This is a genomic window from Streptomyces sp. NBC_00637 (genome assembly GCF_045161545.1).
Classification (GTDB): Bacteria; Actinomycetota; Actinomycetes; order Streptomycetales; family Streptomycetaceae; genus Streptomyces.
The window spans coordinates 7242352-7263441 of sequence record NZ_CP109046.1 but is presented as its reverse complement, the minus strand read 5'-3'; the positions used below and the strand labels follow the sequence as shown (position 1 = coordinate 7263441).

At 73.7% G+C, this 21090-nt stretch carries 22 protein-coding genes; 10 read left to right on the top strand and 12 right to left on the bottom strand.

All coding sequences use genetic code 11. The features are described from left to right. The first annotated feature begins 187 nt into the window (after window positions 1-187). Window positions 188-1600 (top strand): GNAT family N-acetyltransferase, encoded by a 1413-nt coding sequence (locus tag OG440_RS32020; RefSeq protein WP_406010228.1) that lies wholly within the window; start codon window positions 188-190, stop codon window positions 1598-1600. A 240-nt stretch (window positions 1601-1840) separates the two neighbouring features. Here OG440_RS32020 and OG440_RS32015 read toward each other — a convergent pair whose 3' ends face one another. Continuing rightward, window positions 1841-3061 (bottom strand): trans-sulfuration enzyme family protein, encoded by a 1221-nt coding sequence (locus OG440_RS32015; protein WP_406010227.1) that lies wholly within the window; start codon window positions 3059-3061, stop codon window positions 1841-1843. 60 nt (window positions 3062-3121) lie between these two features. Here OG440_RS32015 and OG440_RS32010 point away from each other — a divergent pair, with 60 nt between their 5' ends. Together OG440_RS32010 and OG440_RS32005 are read left to right on the top strand one after the other, a co-directional pair. Next, complete coding sequence (locus OG440_RS32010; protein ID WP_406010226.1) at window positions 3122-3613, top strand: Lrp/AsnC family transcriptional regulator; 492 nt, start codon at window positions 3122-3124, stop codon at window positions 3611-3613. Between the two features lie 33 nt (window positions 3614-3646). After that, complete coding sequence (locus OG440_RS32005) at window positions 3647-5338, top strand: DUF885 domain-containing protein (RefSeq protein WP_406010225.1); 1692 nt, start codon at window positions 3647-3649, stop codon at window positions 5336-5338. A 76-nt stretch (window positions 5339-5414) separates the two neighbouring features. Here OG440_RS32005 and OG440_RS32000 read toward each other — a convergent pair whose 3' ends face one another. Next, entirely contained in the window at window positions 5415-5945 is a 531-nt protein-coding gene (locus OG440_RS32000) for a rhodanese-like domain-containing protein (protein WP_406011513.1), read from the bottom strand. A gap of 149 nt (window positions 5946-6094) precedes the next feature. Between OG440_RS32000 and OG440_RS31995 the strand changes: the two genes are divergently transcribed. Beyond that, window positions 6095-6541 carry an Lrp/AsnC family transcriptional regulator gene (locus OG440_RS31995; protein WP_406010224.1) on the top strand — a complete coding sequence of 149 codons (447 nt, stop codon included), beginning with the start codon at window positions 6095-6097 and terminating at the stop codon, window positions 6539-6541. Here OG440_RS31995 and OG440_RS31990 read toward each other — a convergent pair. The 5 genes from OG440_RS31990 to OG440_RS31970 form a co-directional block, all read right to left on the bottom strand. Beyond that, window positions 6502-9525: an AAA family ATPase gene (locus OG440_RS31990; protein ID WP_406010223.1), complete on the bottom strand. Its 3024-nt coding sequence runs from the start codon at window positions 9523-9525 to the stop codon at window positions 6502-6504. The two genes, OG440_RS31995 and OG440_RS31990, sit on opposite strands and share 40 nt — an antisense overlap. Then, window positions 9522-10685, bottom strand: a complete 1164-nt coding sequence (locus tag OG440_RS31985; protein WP_406010222.1) for an exonuclease SbcCD subunit D — start codon at window positions 10683-10685, stop codon at window positions 9522-9524. The genes OG440_RS31990 and OG440_RS31985 overlap by 4 nt, the downstream gene beginning before the upstream one ends. A 149-nt stretch (window positions 10686-10834) precedes the next feature. Next, window positions 10835-11461: a YigZ family protein gene (locus OG440_RS31980; protein WP_406010221.1), complete on the bottom strand. Its 627-nt coding sequence runs from the start codon at window positions 11459-11461 to the stop codon at window positions 10835-10837. Between the two features lie 84 nt (window positions 11462-11545). After that, on the bottom strand, window positions 11546-12133 hold the full coding sequence (locus OG440_RS31975; RefSeq protein ID WP_406010220.1) for a SixA phosphatase family protein: 588 nt from the start codon (window positions 12131-12133) through the stop codon (window positions 11546-11548). Then, window positions 12130-12888 carry a hypothetical protein gene (locus OG440_RS31970; protein WP_406010219.1) on the bottom strand — a complete coding sequence of 253 codons (759 nt, stop codon included), beginning with the start codon at window positions 12886-12888 and terminating at the stop codon, window positions 12130-12132. The genes OG440_RS31975 and OG440_RS31970 overlap by 4 nt, the downstream gene beginning before the upstream one ends. A 112-nt stretch (window positions 12889-13000) precedes the next feature. On the opposite strand from OG440_RS31970, the gene OG440_RS31965 reads away from it, so the two are divergent. Continuing rightward, window positions 13001-13408: a CoA-binding protein gene (locus OG440_RS31965; protein ID WP_406010218.1), complete on the top strand. Its 408-nt coding sequence runs from the start codon at window positions 13001-13003 to the stop codon at window positions 13406-13408. Between the two features lie 49 nt (window positions 13409-13457). Then, window positions 13458-14666: a 4-hydroxybenzoate 3-monooxygenase gene (locus OG440_RS31960; RefSeq protein WP_406010217.1), complete on the top strand. Its 1209-nt coding sequence runs from the start codon at window positions 13458-13460 to the stop codon at window positions 14664-14666. Between the two features lies 1 nt (window position 14667). On the opposite strand, the gene OG440_RS31955 is transcribed toward OG440_RS31960, so the two are convergent. Continuing rightward, complete coding sequence (locus OG440_RS31955; RefSeq protein WP_406010216.1) at window positions 14668-15027, bottom strand: ArsR/SmtB family transcription factor; 360 nt, start codon at window positions 15025-15027, stop codon at window positions 14668-14670. A gap of 61 nt (window positions 15028-15088) precedes the next feature. Here OG440_RS31955 and OG440_RS31950 point away from each other — a divergent pair, with 61 nt between their 5' ends. Further along, window positions 15089-16216 (top strand): cation diffusion facilitator family transporter, encoded by a 1128-nt coding sequence (locus tag OG440_RS31950; RefSeq protein ID WP_406010215.1) that lies wholly within the window; start codon window positions 15089-15091, stop codon window positions 16214-16216. Window positions 16217-16218: 2 nt separating this feature from the next. Here the strand turns inward: OG440_RS31950 and OG440_RS31945 are convergent, their stop codons facing one another. Both OG440_RS31945 and OG440_RS31940 read right to left on the bottom strand, forming a co-directional pair. Then, entirely contained in the window at window positions 16219-16776 is a 558-nt protein-coding gene (locus OG440_RS31945; protein WP_406010214.1) for a YbaK/EbsC family protein, read from the bottom strand. Window positions 16777-16822: 46 nt separating this feature from the next. Next, entirely contained in the window at window positions 16823-17395 is a 573-nt protein-coding gene (locus OG440_RS31940) for a helix-turn-helix domain-containing protein (protein WP_406010213.1), read from the bottom strand. A 106-nt stretch (window positions 17396-17501) separates the two neighbouring features. Here OG440_RS31940 and OG440_RS31935 point away from each other — a divergent pair, with 106 nt between their 5' ends. After that, on the top strand, window positions 17502-18359 hold the full coding sequence (locus OG440_RS31935) for an EamA family transporter (RefSeq protein WP_406010212.1): 858 nt from the start codon (window positions 17502-17504) through the stop codon (window positions 18357-18359). A 4-nt stretch (window positions 18360-18363) separates the two neighbouring features. On the opposite strand, the gene OG440_RS31930 is transcribed toward OG440_RS31935, so the two are convergent. Continuing rightward, entirely contained in the window at window positions 18364-19155 is a 792-nt protein-coding gene (locus OG440_RS31930; RefSeq protein ID WP_406010211.1) for an acyltransferase, read from the bottom strand. A 76-nt stretch (window positions 19156-19231) separates the two neighbouring features. Between OG440_RS31930 and OG440_RS31925 the strand changes: the two genes are divergently transcribed. Beyond that, window positions 19232-19759 carry a gamma carbonic anhydrase family protein gene (locus OG440_RS31925; RefSeq protein ID WP_406010210.1) on the top strand — a complete coding sequence of 176 codons (528 nt, stop codon included), beginning with the start codon at window positions 19232-19234 and terminating at the stop codon, window positions 19757-19759. A gap of 10 nt (window positions 19760-19769) precedes the next feature. On the opposite strand, the gene OG440_RS31920 is transcribed toward OG440_RS31925, so the two are convergent. Then, window positions 19770-20429 (bottom strand): DedA family protein, encoded by a 660-nt coding sequence (locus tag OG440_RS31920; RefSeq protein ID WP_406010209.1) that lies wholly within the window; start codon window positions 20427-20429, stop codon window positions 19770-19772. 206 nt (window positions 20430-20635) lie between these two features. On the opposite strand from OG440_RS31920, the gene OG440_RS31915 reads away from it, so the two are divergent. Beyond that, window positions 20636-21049: a hypothetical protein gene (locus OG440_RS31915; protein WP_406010208.1), complete on the top strand. Its 414-nt coding sequence runs from the start codon at window positions 20636-20638 to the stop codon at window positions 21047-21049. Window positions 21050-21090: the final 41 nt, after the last annotated feature.

Sequence of the window (21090 nt, the reverse complement as noted above, 5' to 3'; positions counted from 1 at the left end):
CCGTACCCTCGAAAACGTGCCGCGCACCGGCGTCATCCCCCGGTGCGCGGCACGGTCGTGACACCTGGTGCACGAGGCGATCGTAGAAGAATTAACAAATCGGGCATTCGTAGCCTTTACCCATCAGTCACAAATCGTTCGTGATCACGCAACACCGTTCCTCCACAGTGGCTTCATGACTCGAGACATGTCTGATGTGACGCGTGCGAAGCGCGGACGCCCGGTGCACCACTGGCGACGGGACGCGGTGGAACTCGCCGCGCTGTTCACCGCGGTCGCCGCGGCCGACGGGGTGGCGAACCTGGTGGGACACGGACCCGACGGTCCGGCGCTGCTGACCGTCTCCGCGGCCCTGCTCGTCGCCACGGCCGGCTTCCACACCTGGTGGGCACGGCGCCACGGTCACGCACCGCCGACGAGCGATACCGACGCCCGGCCGCACTCCGACGAGCCGCAGGCCGGGCCGTCCGAACTCCCCTCGCAGGTCGCCGAGGAGAGCGTCCTGTGGCGGATGCGGACGACGGTGAAGGACGCCCCGGGGTCGCTGGCCGCCCTCTGCGCGGCGCTGGCCGGCCACCGGGTGGACATCCTGAGCCTCCAGACACACCCGCTGGGCCAGGACACCGTGGACGAGTTCCTGCTGCGCGCCCCGGGCGCCCTGGCGGCGGCCGAGATCACCCGGGCCGTGGCACTGGCGGGCGGCAGCGGCACCTGGATCGAACGGGCCGACGCCCACGACCTGGTGGACGCGCCGACCCGGGTCCTCGGCCTGGCCACCCGCACCGCCCTCGACGCGGCCGAACTACCCTTGGCTCTGCGCCAGTTGCTCGGTCGCTGCACGATCCGCTCGCTGCCCGCCGCACCGGGCGGCGCCGACCGCGGTCGACAGGGCGTGCCCGTGGAGGGCGTACTGGAGGACACCGTGATGCGCCTGCGCGCGCCGGAAGGCGGAGTGATCACCGTGGAGCGGCCGTATCTGCCGTTCACCCCGACCGAGTTCGCACGCGCGCGTGCCCTGGTGGAGCTGGACGCCCGGCTCGGTCCGCGGGTGCCGCGCGGCCAGGACGTGCTGACACTGCCCGAGGGCAACGCCATCACCGTGCGCCGGGCCGACACCGGTGACCTGGCGGCGGCGAAGGCGATGCACGAGCGGTGCTCCTCGCGCACGCTCGGGATGCGCTACCACGGCCCCGTCGGAGACGCCGACCGTTACCTCCGGCATCTGCTCAGCCCCCGTTTCGGCCGCACCCTCGCCGTGCGGACCCCGTCGGGGCGCGTCGTCGGCCTGGGCCACCTGCTGTGGGACGGCGACGAGACGGAGGTCGCCCTGCTGATCGAGGACCAGTGGCAGCGGCGCGGCATCGGCGCCGAACTGCTCGGCCGGCTGGTGGCGATGGCCGTCGAGGCGGGCTGCGAGAGCGTCTACGCCGTGACGCAGGCCTCCAACACCGGCATGGTCGCCGCCATGCGCGGCCTCGACCTGCCCCTCGACTACCAGATCGAGGAGGGGACGCTGGTCATCACCGCCCGCCTGCACGGCGCCGCCGCCCGGGCGCAGGCCGGATCCGGGCGGTACGACGAGCGCGTCGCCCGCGACTGAGTCCACCCCGCGCGGACACGGACCCCCGCACGGCCCGGCGGTACGAAGCACCGCCGGGCCGTCGGCATTCGGTTGACGCCACGGGCCACCGCATACGACTCACCGTTCACGCGTCGCGGCGGACGCGTCACCGCTCACGCGTCGCCCCTCACGCGTCGCCCCTCACGTATCGCGACATGCGCATCGTCGGTCTCGCGTCGTCGCTCCCCCCGTGTCACCGCGTGCGCGTCACCGCATACGTCACACGACCGCGGCTCCGCGCTCGGACGGTGCGGCCGTGGTGCCCGCGCCGAGCGCGCCTCGCAGGTCCCCCCACAGATCCTCGACGTCCTCCAGGCCGACCGAGAGCCGCAGCAGCCGGTCGCTCACGCCGGCGCCCCGGCGTTCCCGCTCGTCCACGATGCGATGGCTGATGGACGCCGGGTGCTGGATGAGGGTGTCGACGCTGCCGAGGCTGACGGCCGGGGTGATCAGCCGGACCCCCGCGATCACCTCGTGCGGGTCGCCGTGGACCTCGAAGGCGATCATCGCGCCGCCGATCCGCGGATAGTGGACCCGCGCCACCCTCGGGTCGGCGGCCAGCCGCCCGGCGAGGTCGGCGGCGGTCGCGGAGGCCGCCCGCACCCGCACCGGAAGCGTCGACAGGCCCCGCAACAGCAGATAGCCGGCCAGCGGGTGCAGGACGCCGCCGGTGGCGAACCGTACCTGCCGCAGCCGCCCGGCGAACTCCTCGTCGCAGGCGACCACACCCCCCAGCACGTCCCCGTGCCCGCCCAGGTACTTGGTGGCGCTGTGCAGCACGAGCCGCGCACCCTGCTCCGCGGGGCGCTGGAGCACGGGCGTGGCGAAGGTGTTGTCGGCGAGCAGCGGGACCGAGCCGCAGGCGTGGGCGACGGCCCGCAGATCGACCTCGGCGAGCGTGGGGTTGGCCGGCGACTCGACCATCACGAGACCGGTGTCCGGGCGCAGCGCGTCGGCGATCCCCGCAGGATCGGTCCAGGTGACCTCCGAGCCGAGCAGCCCTGCGGTCAGCAGATGGTCGCTGCAACCGTAGAGGGGGCGGACGGCGACGACGTGCCGCAGTCCCGTCGAGGCGCGCGCGAGCAGCACGGCGCTCAGCGCCGCCATCCCGCTGGCGAACGCGACCGCGCTCTCGGTGCCCTCGAGGCGGGCGAGGGCCGTCTCGAAGCGGGCGACCGTCGGGTTGCCCAGCCGTCCGTAGACGGGCGGCCCCTCCGGCTCCGCGCCCGTCGCGGCGAACGCGTCGATGCGGGCGGCCTCGGCGCGGCTGTCGAACGAGGGGTAGGTGGTGGACAGGTCGATCGGCGGGGCGTGCAGGCCCTGCCGGGCCAGGTCGTCCCGCCCTGCGTGTACGGCCTCGGTGGCCAGTGCGCGGGGCGCTCTCGACGCGGGTGCGCGTACCTCGTCGTACGCGTGCGTGCTCGCTGAGACTGAGTCCATGGACCGCAGGGTGAACATCGAACGGCTCCCTGTAATCGAACACCGTGCTACGTTCGGCCAATGGCTGAATCCGTCGTACTGGACCCGGTCGATCTCCAGCTGCTGCGGCTGCTCCAGAACGACGCCCGGACCACCTACCGCGATCTCGCGGCGCAGGTCGGGGTCGCGCCGTCGACGTGCCTGGACCGCGTGACCCGACTGCGCCGCTCGGGCGTGATCCTCGGGCATCAGCTGCGGCTCGATCCGGCCAAACTCGGGCGTGGTCTGCAGGCGCTGCTGTCGGTACAGGTCAGGCCGCACCGGCGGGAGTTGGTGGGGCCGTTCGTGGAGCGGATCAGGGGGCTCCCGGAGGCGCTCACCGTGTTCCACCTGACCGGGCCGGACGACTATCTCGTCCATGTCGCCGTCGCGGACATGGCGGATCTGCAGCGTCTGGTGCTCGACGAGTTCACCTCGCAGCGGGAGGTGGCCCGGGTGGAGACACGGCTGATATTCCAGCAGTGGGAGTGCGGACCGCTGCTGCCGCCGACGGCTTCGGGACAATCCGCGTGACGTGCGCCACCGCCTCGTACGAGGATGGAGCCCATGTCACAGACCAGCAGCCCGCTTCCCCGCGAGGTCGCCGACGCGTATGTCGACGACCTCATCGCCCTCGACCCGGTGACCGGTACGTATCTCGGCGTTCAGGAGAGTTCGAGCCGTCTGCCCGACTACTCGCCCACCGGCCAGGAGGCGCTCGCGCGGCTCGCGCGGGACACCCTGGCCAGGCTCGACGAGGCGGAGCGGAGGCCCGGCGCGGAAAGTGACATCGAGCGCCGGTGCGCACGCCTGCTGCGCGAGCGTCTGACCGCGGAACTCGGTGTGCACGACGCCGACGAGGCGTTGCGCGCCGTCGGCAACATGGCCACTCCTCCGCATCACGTGCGTGAGGTGTTCACCGTGACGCCCACCGACACCGACGCGGACTGGGCGGCGGTCGCCGAGCGGCTGCGCGGGGTGCCGGCGGCCCTCGCGGGGTACCGGGAGTCCCTGGCGCTGGGTCTGGAGCGCAAGCTGTACGCGGCGCCGCGGCCGACCGCCACGTTCGTCGGACAGCTCACCGAGTGGTCGGACACCGACGGCGAGGGCCGCGGCTGGTTCGAGGACTTCGTGTCCACCGGGCCGGACGCGCTGCGCGCGGAGCTGGACGAGGCCGCCCGCGCGGCGACCGCGGCCGTCGTGGAGCTGCGGGACTGGATGCGCGACGTGTACGCGCCGACGATCGAGAGCGCGCCGAACACCGTCGGCCGCGAGCGGTACGCCCGCGCGGCCCGCTACTTCAACGGCACCGACCTCGACCTGGAGGAGGCCTACGCCTACGGCTGGGCGGAGTACCACCGGCTGCTCGCCGAGATGAAGCAGGAGGCCGAGAAGATCCTGCCGGGCGCGGAGACCCCCTGGGTGGCTCTGGCCCATCTCGACGAGCACGGCAAGCACATCGAGGGCGTCGACGAGGTCCGCGACTGGCTCCAGGGCCTGATGGACCAGGCGATCGAGACGCTCGACGGCACGCACTTCGAACTCGCCGAGCGGGTACGGAAGGTGGAGTCGCGGATCGCCCCGCCCGGCGGCGCGGCCGCCCCGTACTACACGCCTCCGACGGAGGACTTCTCCCGGCCCGGCCGTACCTGGCTGCCGACGATGGGACAGACCCGGTTCCCGGTCTACGACCTCGTCTCCACCTGGTACCACGAGGGCGTCCCGGGTCACCACCTCCAGCTCGCGCAGTGGGCGCACGTCGCCGGGAACCTCTCCCGGTACCAGGCCTCCGTCGGCATGGTCAGCGCCAACTGCGAGGGCTGGGCGCTGTACGCGGAACGGCTGATGGACGAACTCGGCTTCCTCACCGACGCGGAGCAGCGGCTCGGCTATCTGGACGCGCAGATGATGCGGGCGGCCCGGGTCATCGTCGACATCGGCATGCACCTGGAGCTGGAGATCCCGGCGGACTCCCCTTTCCACCCGGGTGAGCGCTGGACCCCGGAACTGGCCCAGGAGTTCTTCGGCGCCCACAGCAGCCGACCCGCGGACTTCGTGGAGAGCGAGCTGACCCGCTACCTGACCATCCCGGGCCAGGCGATCGGCTACAAGCTCGGTGAACGGGCCTGGCTGCTGGGCCGGGAGAAGGCCCGTGAGCGCCACGGCGACGCCTTCGACCTCAAGTCCTGGCACATGGCGGCCCTTTCGCAGGGCTCGCTGGGTCTGGACGACCTGGTCGAGGAGCTGGCACAGCTCTGAGTCACGCCTCGGGGCCGGCGGCGGTACGGTCGCCGGCCGGTCCCGAACCCGCTGTCAGCACCCGCAGTTCTCCGCGTCAGCACCCGCAGTTCTCCGCCTCGACGGGCGCGGTGAGCGGATCGGCGGCGCGCCGGCCGCCGCCCTCCCAGGTCTCGTACGCGAAGCCCTCGCGCGCCCAGTACTCGAAGCCGCCGAGCATCTCCTTGACCCGGTAGCCGAGTTCGGCGAGCGCGAGGGCGGCGCGGGTGGCGCCGTTGCAGCCGGGCCCCCAGCAGTACGTGACGACCGGCACGTCCCGGTCGAGGAGCCCCGCGGCCTGTTCGGCGATGAGCGCGGTGGGCAGGTGGACGGCGCCCGGGATGTGGCCCTGGTCCCAGGACTCGGTGGAGCGGGAGTCCAGGACGACGAAGCCGGGGTCGCCACCGGCGGCGAGGGCGGCCGCCACGTCGGAGACGTCGGCGTAGAACACGAGGCTCGCCCGGAAGTGGGCGGCGGCCTCGGCCGGGGCGGCGGGGGCGACGCGCAGGACGGGGTTGGCGGCGGTCGCGGCCGTGCCGGTCGTGACGGTTGTGCCGGCCACGGCGGTGGGTGGGGTGAGGGGGGTCATGGGGGTCATCGCGGGGCCCTCCCGTGGGGTTCCGGCTGGTCGACTGCTTTCGGTGACCAGAAATCTACGACCGGCGCACCCCCTTCCTGAAGGGGCATTCCCCGGTCTCGGCCTTGCCCCGCCGGGGATTCCCCTGGTACCCCTCCCTCATGACCGCTTATTCCCCGGACGCCACCGACTGGCGCATTCTCGAGGTCCTCCAGCGTGAGGGCCGGGCCAGTTTCGCCGACCTGGCACGCGCCGTGGCGATGTCGCCGAGCGCCGTCACCGAGCGGGTGCGGCGGCTGGAGGAGGCGGGCGTCATCCAGGGGTACGCGGCCGTGGTGGACCCCGAGCGGCTGGGGCTGCCGATCCTGGCCTTCGTGCGGCTGCGCTACCCCAACGGCAACTACAAGCCCTTCCACGACCTGGTGGCCGTCACGCCCGAGATCCTCGAAGCGCACCATGTGACGGGCGACGACTGCTTCGTGATCAAGGTCACCGCCCGTTCGATGCGGCACCTCGAAGAGGTGTCGGGCAAGATCGGCGCGCTCGGTTCGGTGACGACCAGCGTCGTCTACTCCTCGCCGCTTCCCAGGCGTCCGGTGGGCCGGTAGCCCCGCTGCCGCACGACCGACCCCGATCTCCCCTTCACGACCTCCAGCTGGGCGTGGATGCGCCGCCGCAGATCGCCGACATGACTGACGATGCCGACGCTGCGGTCGCGTTCGCGCAGCGAGTCGAGGACGTCGAGGACCTCGTCGAGCGTCTGGTCGTCGAGGCTGCCGAACCCCTCGTCGATGAAGAGGGTGTCCAGGCGGACCCCGCCCGCCTCGTCGGTCACCACGTCGGCGAGGCCGAGGGCGAGGGCGAGCGAGGCGAAGAACGTCTCGCCGCCCGACAGCGTGGCCGTGTCCCGCTCCCGCCCGGTCCAGGCGTCGACGACATGCAGCCCGAGCCCGCTGCGCCCGCGCCCGGCCCGGTCGTCGGAGTGGACGAGGGTGTACCGGCCCGAGGACATCCGGTGCAGGCGGACGGTCGCGGCCGCGGCCACCTGCTCGAGGCGGGCGGCCAGGACGTAGGCCTCCAGGCGCATCTTGCGCTCGTTGTCGGCGGAGGTGCCGGCGGTGAGGCCGGCCAGGCGGGCCACCCGGTCGTACTCCTCGCGCAGCGGACCGAGCCGCCGTACCCCGTCGCTCGCGCGCGCGGAGAGCTGGTCGAGTTCGGCGCAGCGGCGGGCGGCGGCGTCCTGGGCGGAGGCGGCCGTGCGCAGCCGCTCGGCCGCGGCGGCCGCCGACCGTTCCGCGGCCGCGACGTCGGCGGGCTGCTGCCGGGCCGCCGCCACGGTGTCGGGTTCGGCGAGGACGGCCCGCACGGCGGCCTCCTCGGACTGCCGGGCGTCCAGCCGGTGTTGCAGCTCACGGTGGGCGGTGTCGTCGAGGAGGGCGTCGGCGGCGGCCCGCGGGGTGTCGAAGCCGGCCCGGAAGGCGGCTTCGTCGAGGCGTCCGTCGGCCGCCTTGAGACGCTCGGCGCTCCCCTCGGCGAGGCGGGCGGTGTCGGCGGCGTCGGTGAGCCGTGCGGCCAGCCCCTCCAGTTCGGCGGCCCGCGCGGCGACGCTCTGCGCGGACCCCCGGGCCTGTGCCAGCTCCTCCTCCAGGGTGACCCGTTCGCGCTCCAGGCGCTCCCGGTGCCCCACCCGGGACGCGGTCCGTACCGCGGCCTCGCGCTGCTCGGCGGTACGGCGCTCGTACTCCTGCTCCGCCTGACGCAGTTCCTCACGCGCGGGGTGCAGGGCGGAGGCTTCCCGGCGCGCCCGCGTGTAGGCCTCCTCCCCCTCCCGGGCCTCGGCGGCGAGCCGGTCCGTCGGGGTGTCGCCGGCCTCGGCGGTCGCGGCCGCGAGCGCCTCTCGGACGAGGCCGAGCTCGCGTTCGTCCTGGGCGTGCCGTTCCTCCGCGCGCCGGGAGGCGGTGAGCGCCCGTTCCTCGGTCTCGCGGTCGACATGTCCTTCGACCTTGCGGGCGGGCGCGGGGTGCTCGGTGGCGCCGCAGACGGCGCACGGCGTCCCGTCTGCGAGGGTGGCGGCCAGTTCGGCGGCGATGCCGTTCAGGCGCTGTTCCTTGAGGTCGAGCCAGTGCGCTCGGGCCGTCTGCGCCTGCTCCCCGGAGTCGAGGGCCTTACGCTGCGCGGCCTCCAGGTCGCGGGCCAGCTCGTCGCGGAGCCGGGCCGCCTTCAGGCGCCGCTGCGCCGGCTCGCGCCGGCCGTCGAGCTGTTCGGCGCGGGCGGCGGCCTCCTGTGCGGTCTCGATACGGGCCCGGAGAGCCTCGCGGGTGGTGTCCCAGTCGGCGAGCCAGGCCTCGGTCTCCGTCAGGACGTCCTCGTCGTCGCGCTCGCGCCGGTCCAGGTCGGCCCGTTCCGCGACGAGACCGGCCAGCCGTCGCTCTCCCCGGCGGGCCGACTCCATGCCGCCCAGTTCCTCGGCGGCCCGGCGTGCGGCGGCGGCGAGCCCGGCGGCTCCGGCGTCCGCGTACCGCCGCGGCAGCAGGTCCCGCGCGCGTGCCGCTCGCGCGGACGCCTGGGTGTGCTCGGTCTCGGCGGCTTCGCGCAGTTCCAGGGCGGGCGCCACCGCCTCGGCCTTCCGTGCCCGTTCCATCCGCGCCTGCGCGTCCCGATGCTCGCCCGCCCGCTCCTCCAGTACGGCGGCCCGCTCGCGCGCGTCGGCGAACCGCCGCTGGAGCCGCGCCCGTTCACGGACGTCGTCCAGCGCGCGCTCGGCGGCGGCCTGCGCGGACTCGGCGGCGAGGCGGCCGCCGTGGGCGGTCGTCAGCAGCTCACGGGAGGTGCTGCGGGCCACGGCGGCCGCGGCCAGCACCGCCTCGGCGAGCCCCGGGTCGCCCGGGGCGAACTCGGGCAGCTCCATGGCGTCCCCGGCGACCTGCTGCATCCGGTGGGCGTCGGCGAGCAGGGCGGAGTCGCCCTCACGCACGCGTGCCTCGGTGGCGCGGCGGCGCTCGACGAGCCGCTTCTCGACCTCGGCGAAGCGGCGGGTGTCGAACAGGCGGCCGAGGAGTCGGCCGCGCGCCTCGGCGTCGGCTTGCAGGAATCGGGCGAAGTCGCCCTGGGGCAGCAGCACGACCTGGCAGAACTGCTCGCGGCTCATGCCGAGCAGCTGGGTGATCTCCTCGCCGATCTCCTGGTGGGAGCGGCTGAGTTCCTTCCAGGCGCCGCCGGCGGCGTCGTACTCACGCAGCCGGCTCTGCGCCTTCTCGACGGTCGTGCCCGCGCCGCGCTTCTTGGGCCGCTCCCAGGGCGGCTGCCGGGCGATCTCCAGGCGGCGCCCCGCGACGGTGAGTTCGAGGGTGACCTCGGTACGGGTGCCGGGCGCCGCGTGGTCGCTGCGCAGGGTCAGGCCCTGGCCGCTCTGCCGGGCGCCGGGTACGGAGCCGTACAGCGCGTAGCAGACCGCGTCCAGGACGGAGGTCTTGCCGGCGCCCGTCGGCCCGTGCAGCAGGAAGATCCCGGCGGCGGAGAGTTCGTCGAAGTCGACGCTCTGGGGGGCGCCGAAGGGGCCGAAGGCCGTCAGGTCGAGCCGGTGCAGCCTCACCGCGCCACCTCCCGTACCGCGTTCTCCGCGCGCACCGCGTCGAACGCGTCCCGCAGCACGCCCTGCTCCCCGGTGTCCGGGCCCGCCCCGCGCACATGGGCCACGAAGTCCTCGGCGATCTCCTGGTCGGTGCGGTCGGCGAGGCGCCGTGCGTAGGACACGTCGGGGTCGTCGGGTGCGCGCTCGGGGGCGAAGACGAGGCTGAGCGTGTGCGGGAAGCGCCGGACGAGCCGGGCCATGGGGTCGGCCGGGCGGGCGGCGTCGGTGAGGGTCGCCTCGACCCACGCCTCCTCGTGGCGGGTGAGGGCGGGGTCGGCGAGCAGCTCCTCCAGGGGGCCGCGGATCCGGGCCAGGGCGCGCGGCACCGGGCAGTCGATCCGCTCGGCGTCGAGCTCCCCGCCGGCGCCGAGGTCGACGAGCCACATGGTCTTGCGGTGCTCGCTCTCCGAGAAGGAGTACGGCAGCGGGGAGCCGGAGTAGCGCACGCGCTCGGTGAGGGTCTGGCAGCCGTGCAGGTGCCCCAGCGCCGTGTAGTCGACGCCGTCGAAGACCCCGGCGGGTACGGAGGCCACCCCGCCCACGGTGATGTCCCGCTCGCTGTCGCTGGGCTCGCCGCCGGTGACGAAGGCATGGGCGAGGACGACGGAACGTGTGCCGCGCGGGCGAGCGGCGAGGTCGGTCCGGACCCGGTCCATCGCGGCGGCCAGCACGGACTCGTGACCGGCCTTCTCCACACCGAACTCGTCCTTCACCAGGGCGGGTTCGAGATAGGGCAGACCGTAGAACGCGACCTCGCCGAACGTGTCCTGGAGGACCACCGGGGTCCCCGCCGCCGCCGGATCCGTCCGCAGGTGGATGCCCGCGCGGTCGATGAGCCCGGCGCCCACGCCGAGCCGGCGGGCCGAGTCGTGGTTCCCGGAGATCATCACCGTGGGTACGCCGAGGGCGGCGAGCCGGTGCAGGGCGTCGTCGAACAGTTCGACCGCGGCGAGCGGGGGCACCGCGCGGTCGTACACGTCTCCCGACACGACCACCGCGTCGACCTCGCGCTCACGCACGGTCGCGACGAGGTGACCGATGAACTCGGCCTGGGCGCCGAGCATGTTCACCCGGTGGAACGCCCGGCCGAGATGCCAGTCGGAAGTGTGCAGGAGCCTCATGATCCCCGAGACTAACGGCCGGGTCTGACATCACGGGCGGTTACTCCCGTATCGCACCGTCATGCCGACCGACATACGGGGGCGTTGCGGACATCTCGCCCACGAGTGCGCCGAGCGTGTGACGAATCACCGAGTCACCCGCCGCCGCGTCAGGCGTCCCCGTACGCCTCCCCGCCCAGCTCGAACCCCGCCGTCCCCGCCGTCGCGTCCGCGAGCCAGGCGCGGAAGGCGTCCACGTCGGCGTCCGGCAGACCGATCTCGATGGTGACCTCCTCGCCGTAGCGGACGTCCCGTACCGCGCGCCCCGTCGAGTGGAGGTCGTTCTGCACCTTGCCGGCGCGCTGGTGGTCCACGGTCAGTGTGGCCAGGCGGAAGCGGCGGCGGGTGAGGGTGCCGAGGGTGTCGAGCGCCTCGCCGACCGCGCCGCCGTAGGCCCGGATGAGGCCGCCCGCGCCCAGCTTGACCCCGCCGTAGTAGCGGGTGACGACGGCGACGACATACCGCATGTCGCGGCGCAGCAGCATCTGGAGCATGGGGACGCCCGCCGTGCCGCCGGGTTCGCCGTCGTCGCTCGCCTTCTGGACGGAGGCATCGGCGCCGATGACGTAGGCCCAGCAGTTGTGGGTGGCGTCGGCGTGCTCCTTGCGGACGGACGCAATGAAGGCCTGGGCCTCCCGCTCGGTGGCCGCGGGGGCGAGCGCACACAGGAAGCGGGAACGGTTGACCTCGGTCTCGTGCACGCCCGCGTGGGCGACCGTGCGGTACTCGTCCTGCATCCGGCCAGCCTAAGCGGTGATCGCCGAGCCGCCGCCGCGGGAGGGACGGGTGAGCGGGCGGGCCGGTGGCGTGTGCGGCGCTCGCTAGGTGTCCTGGGGCTTTCGGCCTCTCGGGACGGTCGTCGACGTGAGCACGGCCGCGCCCTGGGTCAGGGACCGCCAGCCGGGTCCGTACCAGGCCAGGACGGCGATCGCCGATGTCGGGAACTTCAGCCGCACCTCGTCCAGGGCCTCGCCGGTCCCGTCCCCCGCCAGGTCGAGGACCAGTTCCTCCAGGCCGGGGTTGTGCCCGACCAGCAGCAGCGTCCCGACCTCTGCGGGCGTCTCGTGGACGACCTCCAGGAGCCCGGGGACGTCGGCGCCGTAGAGCCGCGGGTCGAAGCGCACCGGGGCCGGGGTGTCCCACTCGGCGGCGGCCAGCTCCCAGGTCCCGCGGGCGCGGGCGGCGGTGGAGCACAGGGCGAGGTCCGGGACGCAGCCGGCCTCGGCGAGCGCGCGGCCCGCGGTCGGCGCGTCCCGCAGGCCGCGCGGGGCCAGCGGCCGCTCGTGGTCGGGGACGCCGTCCGGCCAGGCCGACTTCGCGTGCCGCAGCACCACCAGCCGGCGCCGCCCGGCCCCGTCCCCGGCCCGGTCCTCGCCCCCGCTTTCGGTACCGCCCCCGGGCGCGGTCACGCCGGGGCTCCGAGGTCTCGGGTGAGTTCGAGGCCGAGGAGCCGGTCGGCGTAGGCGTAGCTCTCGAAGCGGGCGCCGTCCGGCAGCTCGGGGCCGGCGTCCTCCACCCACCGCAGTATCCGCAGCACCTCGGGCAGGTCCAGGTCGTCCTCCCAGGCGGTACGCAGCCGCGCGCGCACTCCCTCGGGGACCGGCCGCGAGGGACGCCGCGCCCATGCGGCGACGACCCGTCGCCAGCGTCCGAGGGTGTCCCGGGCCTCGCCCAGCACGTCCGGGTCGAGCCGCAGCGGCTCGTTACGGGGCCGGGAGAGAAGGGCGAGCCGCAGAACGGCGGGGTCGGTGTCCGTACCCGCCGGAGCCCGGCCCGATCCCGGCCCACCGGGCACCGCGCCCTCCGCCGGCGCGACGGCGACACACACCCCGTCGGCGGTTCGCCCGCCCTCCTCCACGACGTGCAGGATCTGCGCCTCGCCCACTCCGGCGCCCGCGCCGAGGTCGCGCCCGTCCTCGAAGGGGTGCATGCCGAGGGCGGTGGCACCCGCCCGGAGTTCCGCCTGATCGCGTTCGCCGGACAGCAGCGCCCACACGGGCGTGCCGCCGAGTTCCAGCGCGCGGACGAGGAGGTCGGCGACGAGGAGGACCCGGAGCGACCCGGCCCCGTACCCCGAGGCATGGGCCTCCACCCGGGTCAGACCACGGCGGAGGGGGGCGGCGACGACGGGGTCGCCGGTTCGGGCGTCGATGATGCGCAGCACGAGGCGAGCCTAGGCGGGTGGGCGCGACTTCGCAGGCAGGGACCGGAATCAGGGTCCGGTGCGTGCTGTTGTAGGCGGGGACTGTTCCTTTCCGATCTCAAGGAGGCCGCCGGTGTACGGCGACGAGGCAACGATCCGCAAGATCCTCACCGGGCTCGGCGACACCTGGGCCGTGGTGGGCCTGTCCACGAACCGCGGGCGGGCGGCCTACGGTGTCGCCGAGGTGCTCCGGCGTCACGGCAAGCGGGTCGTACCCGTCCACCCGAAGGCGGAGACGGTGCACGGGGAGCCGGGGTACGCCTCCCTCGCGGACATCCCCTTCGAGGTGGACGTCGTCGACGTCTTCGTCAACGGCGAACTCGCGGGTGCCGTGGCGGACGAGGCGGTCGCCAAGGGCGCGAAGGCGGTGTGGTTCCAGCTCGGCGTCGTCGACGAGGCGGCCTACGACCGGACCCGGGCCGCGGGCCTGGAGATGGTCATGGACCGCTGCCCGGCGATCGAGATTCCCCGGCTGGGCTGACCGCCGGCGCTCTCCCGTCCGTGCCGTGGGGCCCGCCCATAATGTGCGGGTGACCACCAACTCCCCTTCCCCCCACCACACTCCCGTCGTCGTCGTGGGCGCGGGTCCCGCGGGTCTCACCGTCGGGAACATCCTGCGGGCCGCGTCCGTCGACTGCGTCGTCCTGGAGACGGAGAGCCGTGAGTTCGTCGAACGGCGGCCGCGTGCCGGAGTCATCGAGGAGTGGGCCGTCCGAGAGCTGCGGCAACGGGGCCTGGCGGGGAACCTGTTGGCGCGCGCCCAGCAGCACTCCGCGTGCGAGTTCCGCTTCGGCGGCGAGCGCTACCGCTTTCCCTACACCGAGCTGACGGGCCATCACCACTGGGTGTATCCCCAGCCGTTGCTGGTGACGGACCTCGTCCACGAGTACGTCGACGGACGCGGCGGCGACGCCCGCTTCTCCGTGCGGGACGTCGAGCTGCACGACCTCGACACGGCCCGTCCCTCGGTGTCGTACATCTGCCCCGACACCGCCGCACGGCAGGTGCTCACCTGCGACTTCGTCGTGGGCGCCGACGGGGCGCGCGGGGTCGGCCGGGCCGCGCTGGTGCCGGAGCGGGCCCGGATCGCGCGGCACGACTACGGCATAGGCTGGCTGGCGCTGCTCGCCGAGGCGCCGCCGTCCTCCGACTGCGTCCTGTTCGGCGTCCACCCGAACGGGTTCGCCGGGCACATGGCCCGCAGTCCCGAGGTGACCCGGTACTACCTCCAGTGCCCGCCGGGCGACGACCCCGGGAACTGGCCCCACGACCGGGTCTGGTCCGAACTGCACCAGCGACTCGAGGCCGCGGGGGCCCCGCCGCTCACCGAGGGGCGGCTGATCGAGAAGCGCGTGCTGGACATGCACGACTACGTGGTCGAGCCGATGACGTACGGGCGGCTCTTCCTCGCCGGCGACTCGGCCCACCTCGTGGCGCCCATCGCCGCCAAGGGGATGAACCTCGCCCTGCACGACGCGTTTCTGCTGGGTGACGCGCTGGTGGCGTATCTCGACGGCGGTGACGGCGACGGCCTGGACGACTACTCGCAGGCGGCTCTGCGCCGGGTGTGGGACTACCAGGAGTTCTCCCAGTGGCTGTCCGAGGTGTACCACGGGACCGCGGCCGGCGACCCGTTCCGGGCGGGCACGACGTTCGCCCGGCTGCGCCGCCTGTTCACCTCTCCGGCCGCCGCCGCTGCGTTCGCCGAGCAGTACCTGGGAACGGCCGAGCACTACTGAGTCAGTCGTGCACCGGCTCGTCCCCCAGCCGGTGGTCCGCCACGTTCAGTGCCTCGTCCACCAGGCGCCGCAGATGGCCGTCGGAGAGGGCGTAGACCACCCGGCGGCCCTCCTTGCGGGTGCTCACGAGTCCGGCCAGCCGCAGCCGCGCCAAGTGCTGGCTGACCGCCGGCCGGGCCGCTCCGACGCCGTCCGTCAGCGTCGTCACATCGGCCTCGCCGGCGGTCAGCGCGTGCAGCAGGGCGAGCCGGGTGCGGTCCCCGAGAAGGGCGAGCAGCTCGGCGGCGAGGGCGAACTGCTCCTCGCCCGGGCTGCGCGGATGCGCATGGTGTGCAGGTGACAGGTGCATGCGTGCGCTCATACGCACATAATGGCGGAGTGGGCGGACGCGCGTCCACCTCGGCGCACCGGAAGGGATCGACGTGAGCGAGCGGCACGACCACGAGCACGGACACCGGCACGACCGCGGACACCCTCATCACCACGACCACGACCACGCCCGCACCCACGAGCACGCCCACGAGCACCCGCACCACCACTCCTCCCCCGCCCCCGCCCCCTCCCCGGGGCTGCGCCACCGCGTCGCCCACCTCCTCACGCCGCACTCGCACGAGAGCGCCGACAAGCTCGACCCGGCGCTTGAGTCCTCGGCCCGGGGCATGCGCGCCCTGTGGGTGTCGTTGGCGGTACTGGGCGTGACGGCGGCCGCGCAGGCGTTCGTGGTGGCGCTGTCCGGATCGGTGGCCCTGCTCGGCGACACGGTGCACAACACGGCGGACGCGCTGACGGCCGTACCGCTGGGCATCGCCTTCGTGCTGGGCCGACGGGCGGCCACCCGCCGCTTCACCTACGGGTACGGCCGGGCGGAGGACCTGGCGGGCCTCGCGATCGTGCTGACGATCGCCGCGTCGGCGGCCTTCGCGGGGTGGACGGCGGTCGAGCGGCTGATGAACCCACGCCCCGTCGAGCACGTCGGCGCGGTCGCCGTGGCAGCGCTGGCCGGCTTCGCGGGCAACGAATGGGTCGCGCGGTACCGGATCCGGGTCGGCCGTTCGATCGGCTCGGCCGCGCTGGTCGCGGACGGACTGCACGCGCGCACGGACGGCTTCACCTCGCTGGCGGTGCTGCTGGGCGCGGGCGGCTCGGCCCTCGGGTGGCGACTCGCGGACCCGGTCGTGGGGTTGGCGATCACGGCGGCGATCATCCTGGTACTGCGGGACGCGGCTCGCGAGGTGTTCCGCAGGGTGATGGACGCCGTCGACCCGGCCCTGGTCGACCGCGCCGAGCAGGCGCTGCGGGAGGTCGAAGGGGTGCGTGCGGTCGGCGAGTTGCGGCTGCGCTGGATCGGACACCGGCTGCGGGCCGAGGTGGCGGTCGTCGTGGACGGCGAGGCGACGGTACGCCGGGCGCACGGCATCGCCGTGGCCGCCGAACACGCCCTGCTGCACGCCGTGCCGCGCCTGACGGCCGCGCTGGTCCACGCGGATCCGGCGCCGGTGCCGGGCGAGGACGACCCGCATCTGGTCCTCGCCCATCACACGACGGCCTGAGGTCAGGCGACGCCCAGCCCCTCCAGCACCACCGCGCCCGGCAGTTCGGCGAACGCCTTGCCCGGCACCAGCAGCTTGCCGCGCCGGCGCCCACTGCCCACCAGGACGTACGGCAGGTCGACGACCGCTGAGTCCACCAACACCGGCCAGCCGGCCGGGAGTCCGATCGGGGTGATGCCGCCGTACTCCATGCCGGTCTCCCCCACCGCCGTGTCCATCGCCGCGAACGAGGCCTTGCGGGCGCCGAGTTCGCGGCGCACGACGCCGTTGACGTCGACCCGGGTGGTGGACAGCACGACGCACGCGGCGAGGGTCGTCTCGCCGCCCCGCTTGCCGGCCACCACCACGCAGTTGGCGGACTGCTCCAGCAGCTCCCGGCCGTAGTGCTCCACGAAGACGGCCGTGTCAGCCCACTGCGGGTCCGTGTCGACGTGGACGAACGCGTCCGCGGGCACGCTGCCGCTCCAGCGGCGCACGGCGTCGGCGACCGGGGCGACCAGCTCGTCGAGGCAGTCGGGGGCGGGGGTGGCGGTGTCGAAGTGTCCGATCGGTGCGCGCATGACCGCACGCTAACAAGAGCCGCCCCCCCCCGACGGACGCGGCGTCTCAGGGCACGGGCGGCACCGAGACGGCCATCACCATCTCCATCGGCACCTCGCCCCGGTTGCCGTAGACATGCGGGACGCTCGCCTCGAAGGAGGCGCTCGCGCCGGCCGGGACGCGGTACTCCTCGCCGTCCACGGTGAGCGCCAGTTCGCCCGCGGTGACGTGCACGAGCTCGACCGTGCCGACGGGGTGGGGTTCCGAGAGGCTGCTCTCCCCCGGCATCAGCAGCCAGTCCCACATCTCCAGCGGCCCGGGCGCCTCCGTGCCGGCGAGCAGCCGGTTGTAGCTGCCGGCGTCGGTGTGCCACAGCCGTACCGCCTGGTCGGCCGGGACGATACGGACCTTCGCGCCTCGTTCGTAGTCGAGGAGGGTGGTGACGCTGATGCCGAGCGCGTCACCGATCTTGACCACCGTGCCGATGCTCGGATTGGTGCGCGCCTGCTCGATCTGGATGAGCATCCCGCGGCTGACACCGGCCCGGGCGGCGAGCACGTCCAGGGTGAAGCCGCGCACCGCGCGCCAGTGCTTGACGTTGCGCGCCAGGGACTGGGTCAGGAGTTCGAGGTCCGACACGTTCCGTCCACTTCGGGAGTCCAATATTCTGGATGCCAGGATTCACTTCCCTGTACTACCGTGGGGTGTACCTGATCGTGCATCGAACTGTACTGCGAGGGACCCCGTGACAGCACTCTTCGCTCTGGCCACCAGCCTCCTGTGGGGCCTGGCCGACTTCGGCGGCGGGCTGCTGACGCGCCGGGCCCCGGCGCTCACCGTGGTCGTGGTCTCGCAGTCGATCGCGGCCGTCGTCCTCGGGGCGATCGTGGTCGCCACCGGGGGCTGGAGCGAGGCCGGCCCCCGCCTGTGGTTCGCGGTCGCGGCCGGACTGGTGGGCCCCGTCGCCCTGTTCTCCTTCTACCAGGCGCTGGCGCTCGGCCCCATGGGAGTCGTGTCCCCACTGGCCACCCTGAGCGTCGCCGTGCCGGTCTCCGTCGGGCTGGTCCTCGGCGAGCGGCCGGGCCCCGTCCAGGCGGCGGGCATCGCGGTCGCGGTGATCGGGGTCGTCCTGGCGGCCGGCCCGCAGGTGAGGGGCGCCCCGGTGCAGCGGCGGGCCGTTCTGCTCACCCTGGTGGCGGCGCTCGGCTTCGGCACGGTGTTCGTCCTGATCACCGAGGCGTCCACGACCGTCACCGGCCTGTTCCTCGCCCTGTTCGTGCAGCGCGTGACCAGCGTGGCCGCCGGCGGCGCGGCGCTCCGCACGGCCGTGCGCCGCGGGGCGCCCGCGCTTCCCGAGGGCGGTCTGGGCCGGTCCGCGCTGCCGGCGTACGGGTTCGTCGGGCTGGCCGACGTCGCCGCGAACGGCACCTACGCCGTCGCCGCGCAGCACGGCCCGGTCACGGTCGCCGCCGTACTCGCCTCGCTCTACCCCGTCGTGACCGCCCTCGCCGCGCGCGGCTTCCTGCGGGAACGGCTGCGCGCGGTCCAGGCGGCGGGCGCCGGCCTGGCCCTGGTGGGCTCCCTGCTGCTGGCGACGGGATGATTCCCTAGGGGTCCAGTCGGGCCAGGGCGTCCGCCGTCTCCTCGTCGAGTCCGGACAGCGCGACCAGTTGGTCCGAGGTGACCCCGTCCGGGATCGGCACCGGGGCCGGGGTGCGCAGCGGCGGCTGCCAGCCCTCGGCGGGTGTCCAGCGCCGTACGACCTTGGCGGGCGCCCCCGCGACGACGGAGTGGTCGGGCACCGTGCCGCGCACCACCGCACCGGCCGCGACGACGACGTTCCGTCCGATCCGCGCACCCGGCAGGATCACGGCCCCCGTGCCGATCCAGCACCCCGGGCCGATCTCCACCGGCTCCATGCGGGGCCACTGCTTGCCGATGGGCTCGTGCGGATCGTCGTAGGAGTGGTTCGTCGACGTGACGTACACATACGGACCGAAGTAGCAGTCGCTGCCGATGGTCACCGTGGTGTCGGCGATGACATGGCTGCCCCGGCCCAGCACCACGCCGTCGCCGAGACGCAGGATCGGCTCCGGGCCGAGGTCCAGGTCGGGCATCAGACCGGCGGTCAGGGTCACCTGCTCGCCGACGATGCAGTGCGCGCCGAGGTGGATCCAGGGCTCCCCGAAGACCGTGCCGAGCGGGAAGGCGAGCCGGGTGCCCTGGCCCATCGAGCCGAAGCGGAAGCGTCCGGGATGCTCGGCGGTGACGGAGCCCGTGCGCTGCACCCACGCCCAGCCGGCGTGGACGGCGCGCTGCACCAGTCGGCGCCGCCGTGATGAGAACGTGTTCCAGGGCTTCGGCACCCGCTCACCGTACTCAGCGCGCGGTGCGGCCACGGACCCGCAGCCCTGTGATCTTCGCCCCACCGGGTGGCGTACCGTGCGGTGGGACGACCGACACGAGGAGACGGTGATGACGCACAAGGCGCTGATCGTGGGCATCGGCGGCAGGGAACCGAAGATCGACGCCGAGGCGTTCGTGGCCCCGACCGCCTCGGTGATCGGCGACGTGACGCTGGAGGCGGGCGCGAGCGTCTGGTACGGGGCCGTCGTGCGGGGCGACGTGGAGAGCATCACGGTCCGGGCGGACGCCAACATCCAGGACAACGTGACACTGCACGCCGACCCCGGCTTTCCGGTGACGATCGGCGAGCGGGTGTCCGTCGGCCACAACGCCGTGGTGCACGGGGCGAGGGTCGGGGACGACTGTCTCGTCGGGATGGGGGCCACCGTGCTCAACGGAGCGGTGATCGGGGCGGGTTCGCTGGTCGCCGCGCAGGCGCTCGTACCCCAGGGGATGGAGGTCCCGCCGGGGTCGCTGGTCGCCGGCGTACCGGCCAAGGTCCGGCGGGAGCTGAGCGAGGAGGAGCGGCAGGGTGTGACGCTGAACGGCACCCTGTACGCGGACCTGGCGAAGGCTCACGGGAAGGTGCACGAGTAGGGCGGGCCGCCTATTCGGCGGCGGCGGGCACGGTCTCCGCCTCCGCCCCGGCCTCCTGCGGGGCGCTCTGCATCTTCTTCGCTTTGCGCTTGACGATCAGCAGCGAGGCCAGGCCGATCAGCACCGCAAGCACCAGGCCCAGGTACGAGAACTTCTTCAGCCAGGACTCCGCCACGACACCGACGTAGTAGATGACGGCCGTCGTGCCGCCCGCCCAGACGATGCCGCCGAGGACGTTGGCGACGAGGAACTTCCAGTACGGCATGTGCAGAACGCCCGCGAGCGGGCCGGCGAAGATACGCAGCAGGGCGATGAAGCGGCCGAAGAAGACGGCCCACATGCCCCACTTCTCGAAGGACCGCTCGGCGGTGGCGATATGCCCCTCGCCGAAGTGCCGGGGGAACTTCGCGCCGAGCCAGGCCAGCAGAGGGCGTCCGCCCTTGCGGCCGATGGCGTAGCCGATGGAGTCGCCGATCACGGCCCCCGCGGTGGCGCACGCGCCGAGGACGACCGGGTTGATCCCGCCGTGCTGGGAGGACAACAGCGCGGCCGAGACCAGGACGATCTCGCCCGGCAGCGGGATGCCGAGGCTCTCGAGTCCGATGACCAGGCCGACCAGGGCGTAGACAGCGGCCGCGGGCACCGTGTCGAGCCATTCCTGCACGTGCACCGCGAGTTCCTCCCGTTCGACGTCCCCTGGACAGCCATGCCGTCCCGGGAAGCCTACCGGGTCGGCCGGAGCCGGGCCGATCCGTGGTGTAGCCCGCTACACCACCCGTCCGGGGGTGAGGCCCCTCGTGACGACGGCGCGGTCACGTCATCGTGGAGGGAGAACCGAACCCACCGTGCCCCCACCGTTTCCGAAGGGACCCCGCCATGGCCGTGTACCGCCGACGCGGACGCCGTACCGCCGTCATCGCCACCGCAGCGGCAGCCGTCGCGCTGACCGCCGGACTGCTCACCGGCTGCGAGTTCGGCGACTCCGTCGACTGCCTCTCCACCGCGGACGACATCGCTGACAGCATCACGGCGATCGACAAGGCCGGAGCCGACGCCATCGAGGATCCGACGCGGACCGAGGACTCCGTCGACACCATCGAGAAGAAGCTGGACAAGATCGACGACAAGTCGGACGACGGCTCGTCCGGCGCGAGCAAGGTCGACAAGGCGGTCGACCACCTCCAGCAGGCCGTCGAGGACTACAACCAGGACGTCCTCGACGGCAACCGGCCCGACTCCGCGGAGATCGACAAGGCTGCCGCGGAGCTGAGGGACGTCTGCACCTCGTAGCTGGGGGGCCACCACCGTGAGGGCGCGGGGAGCGCGAGAGA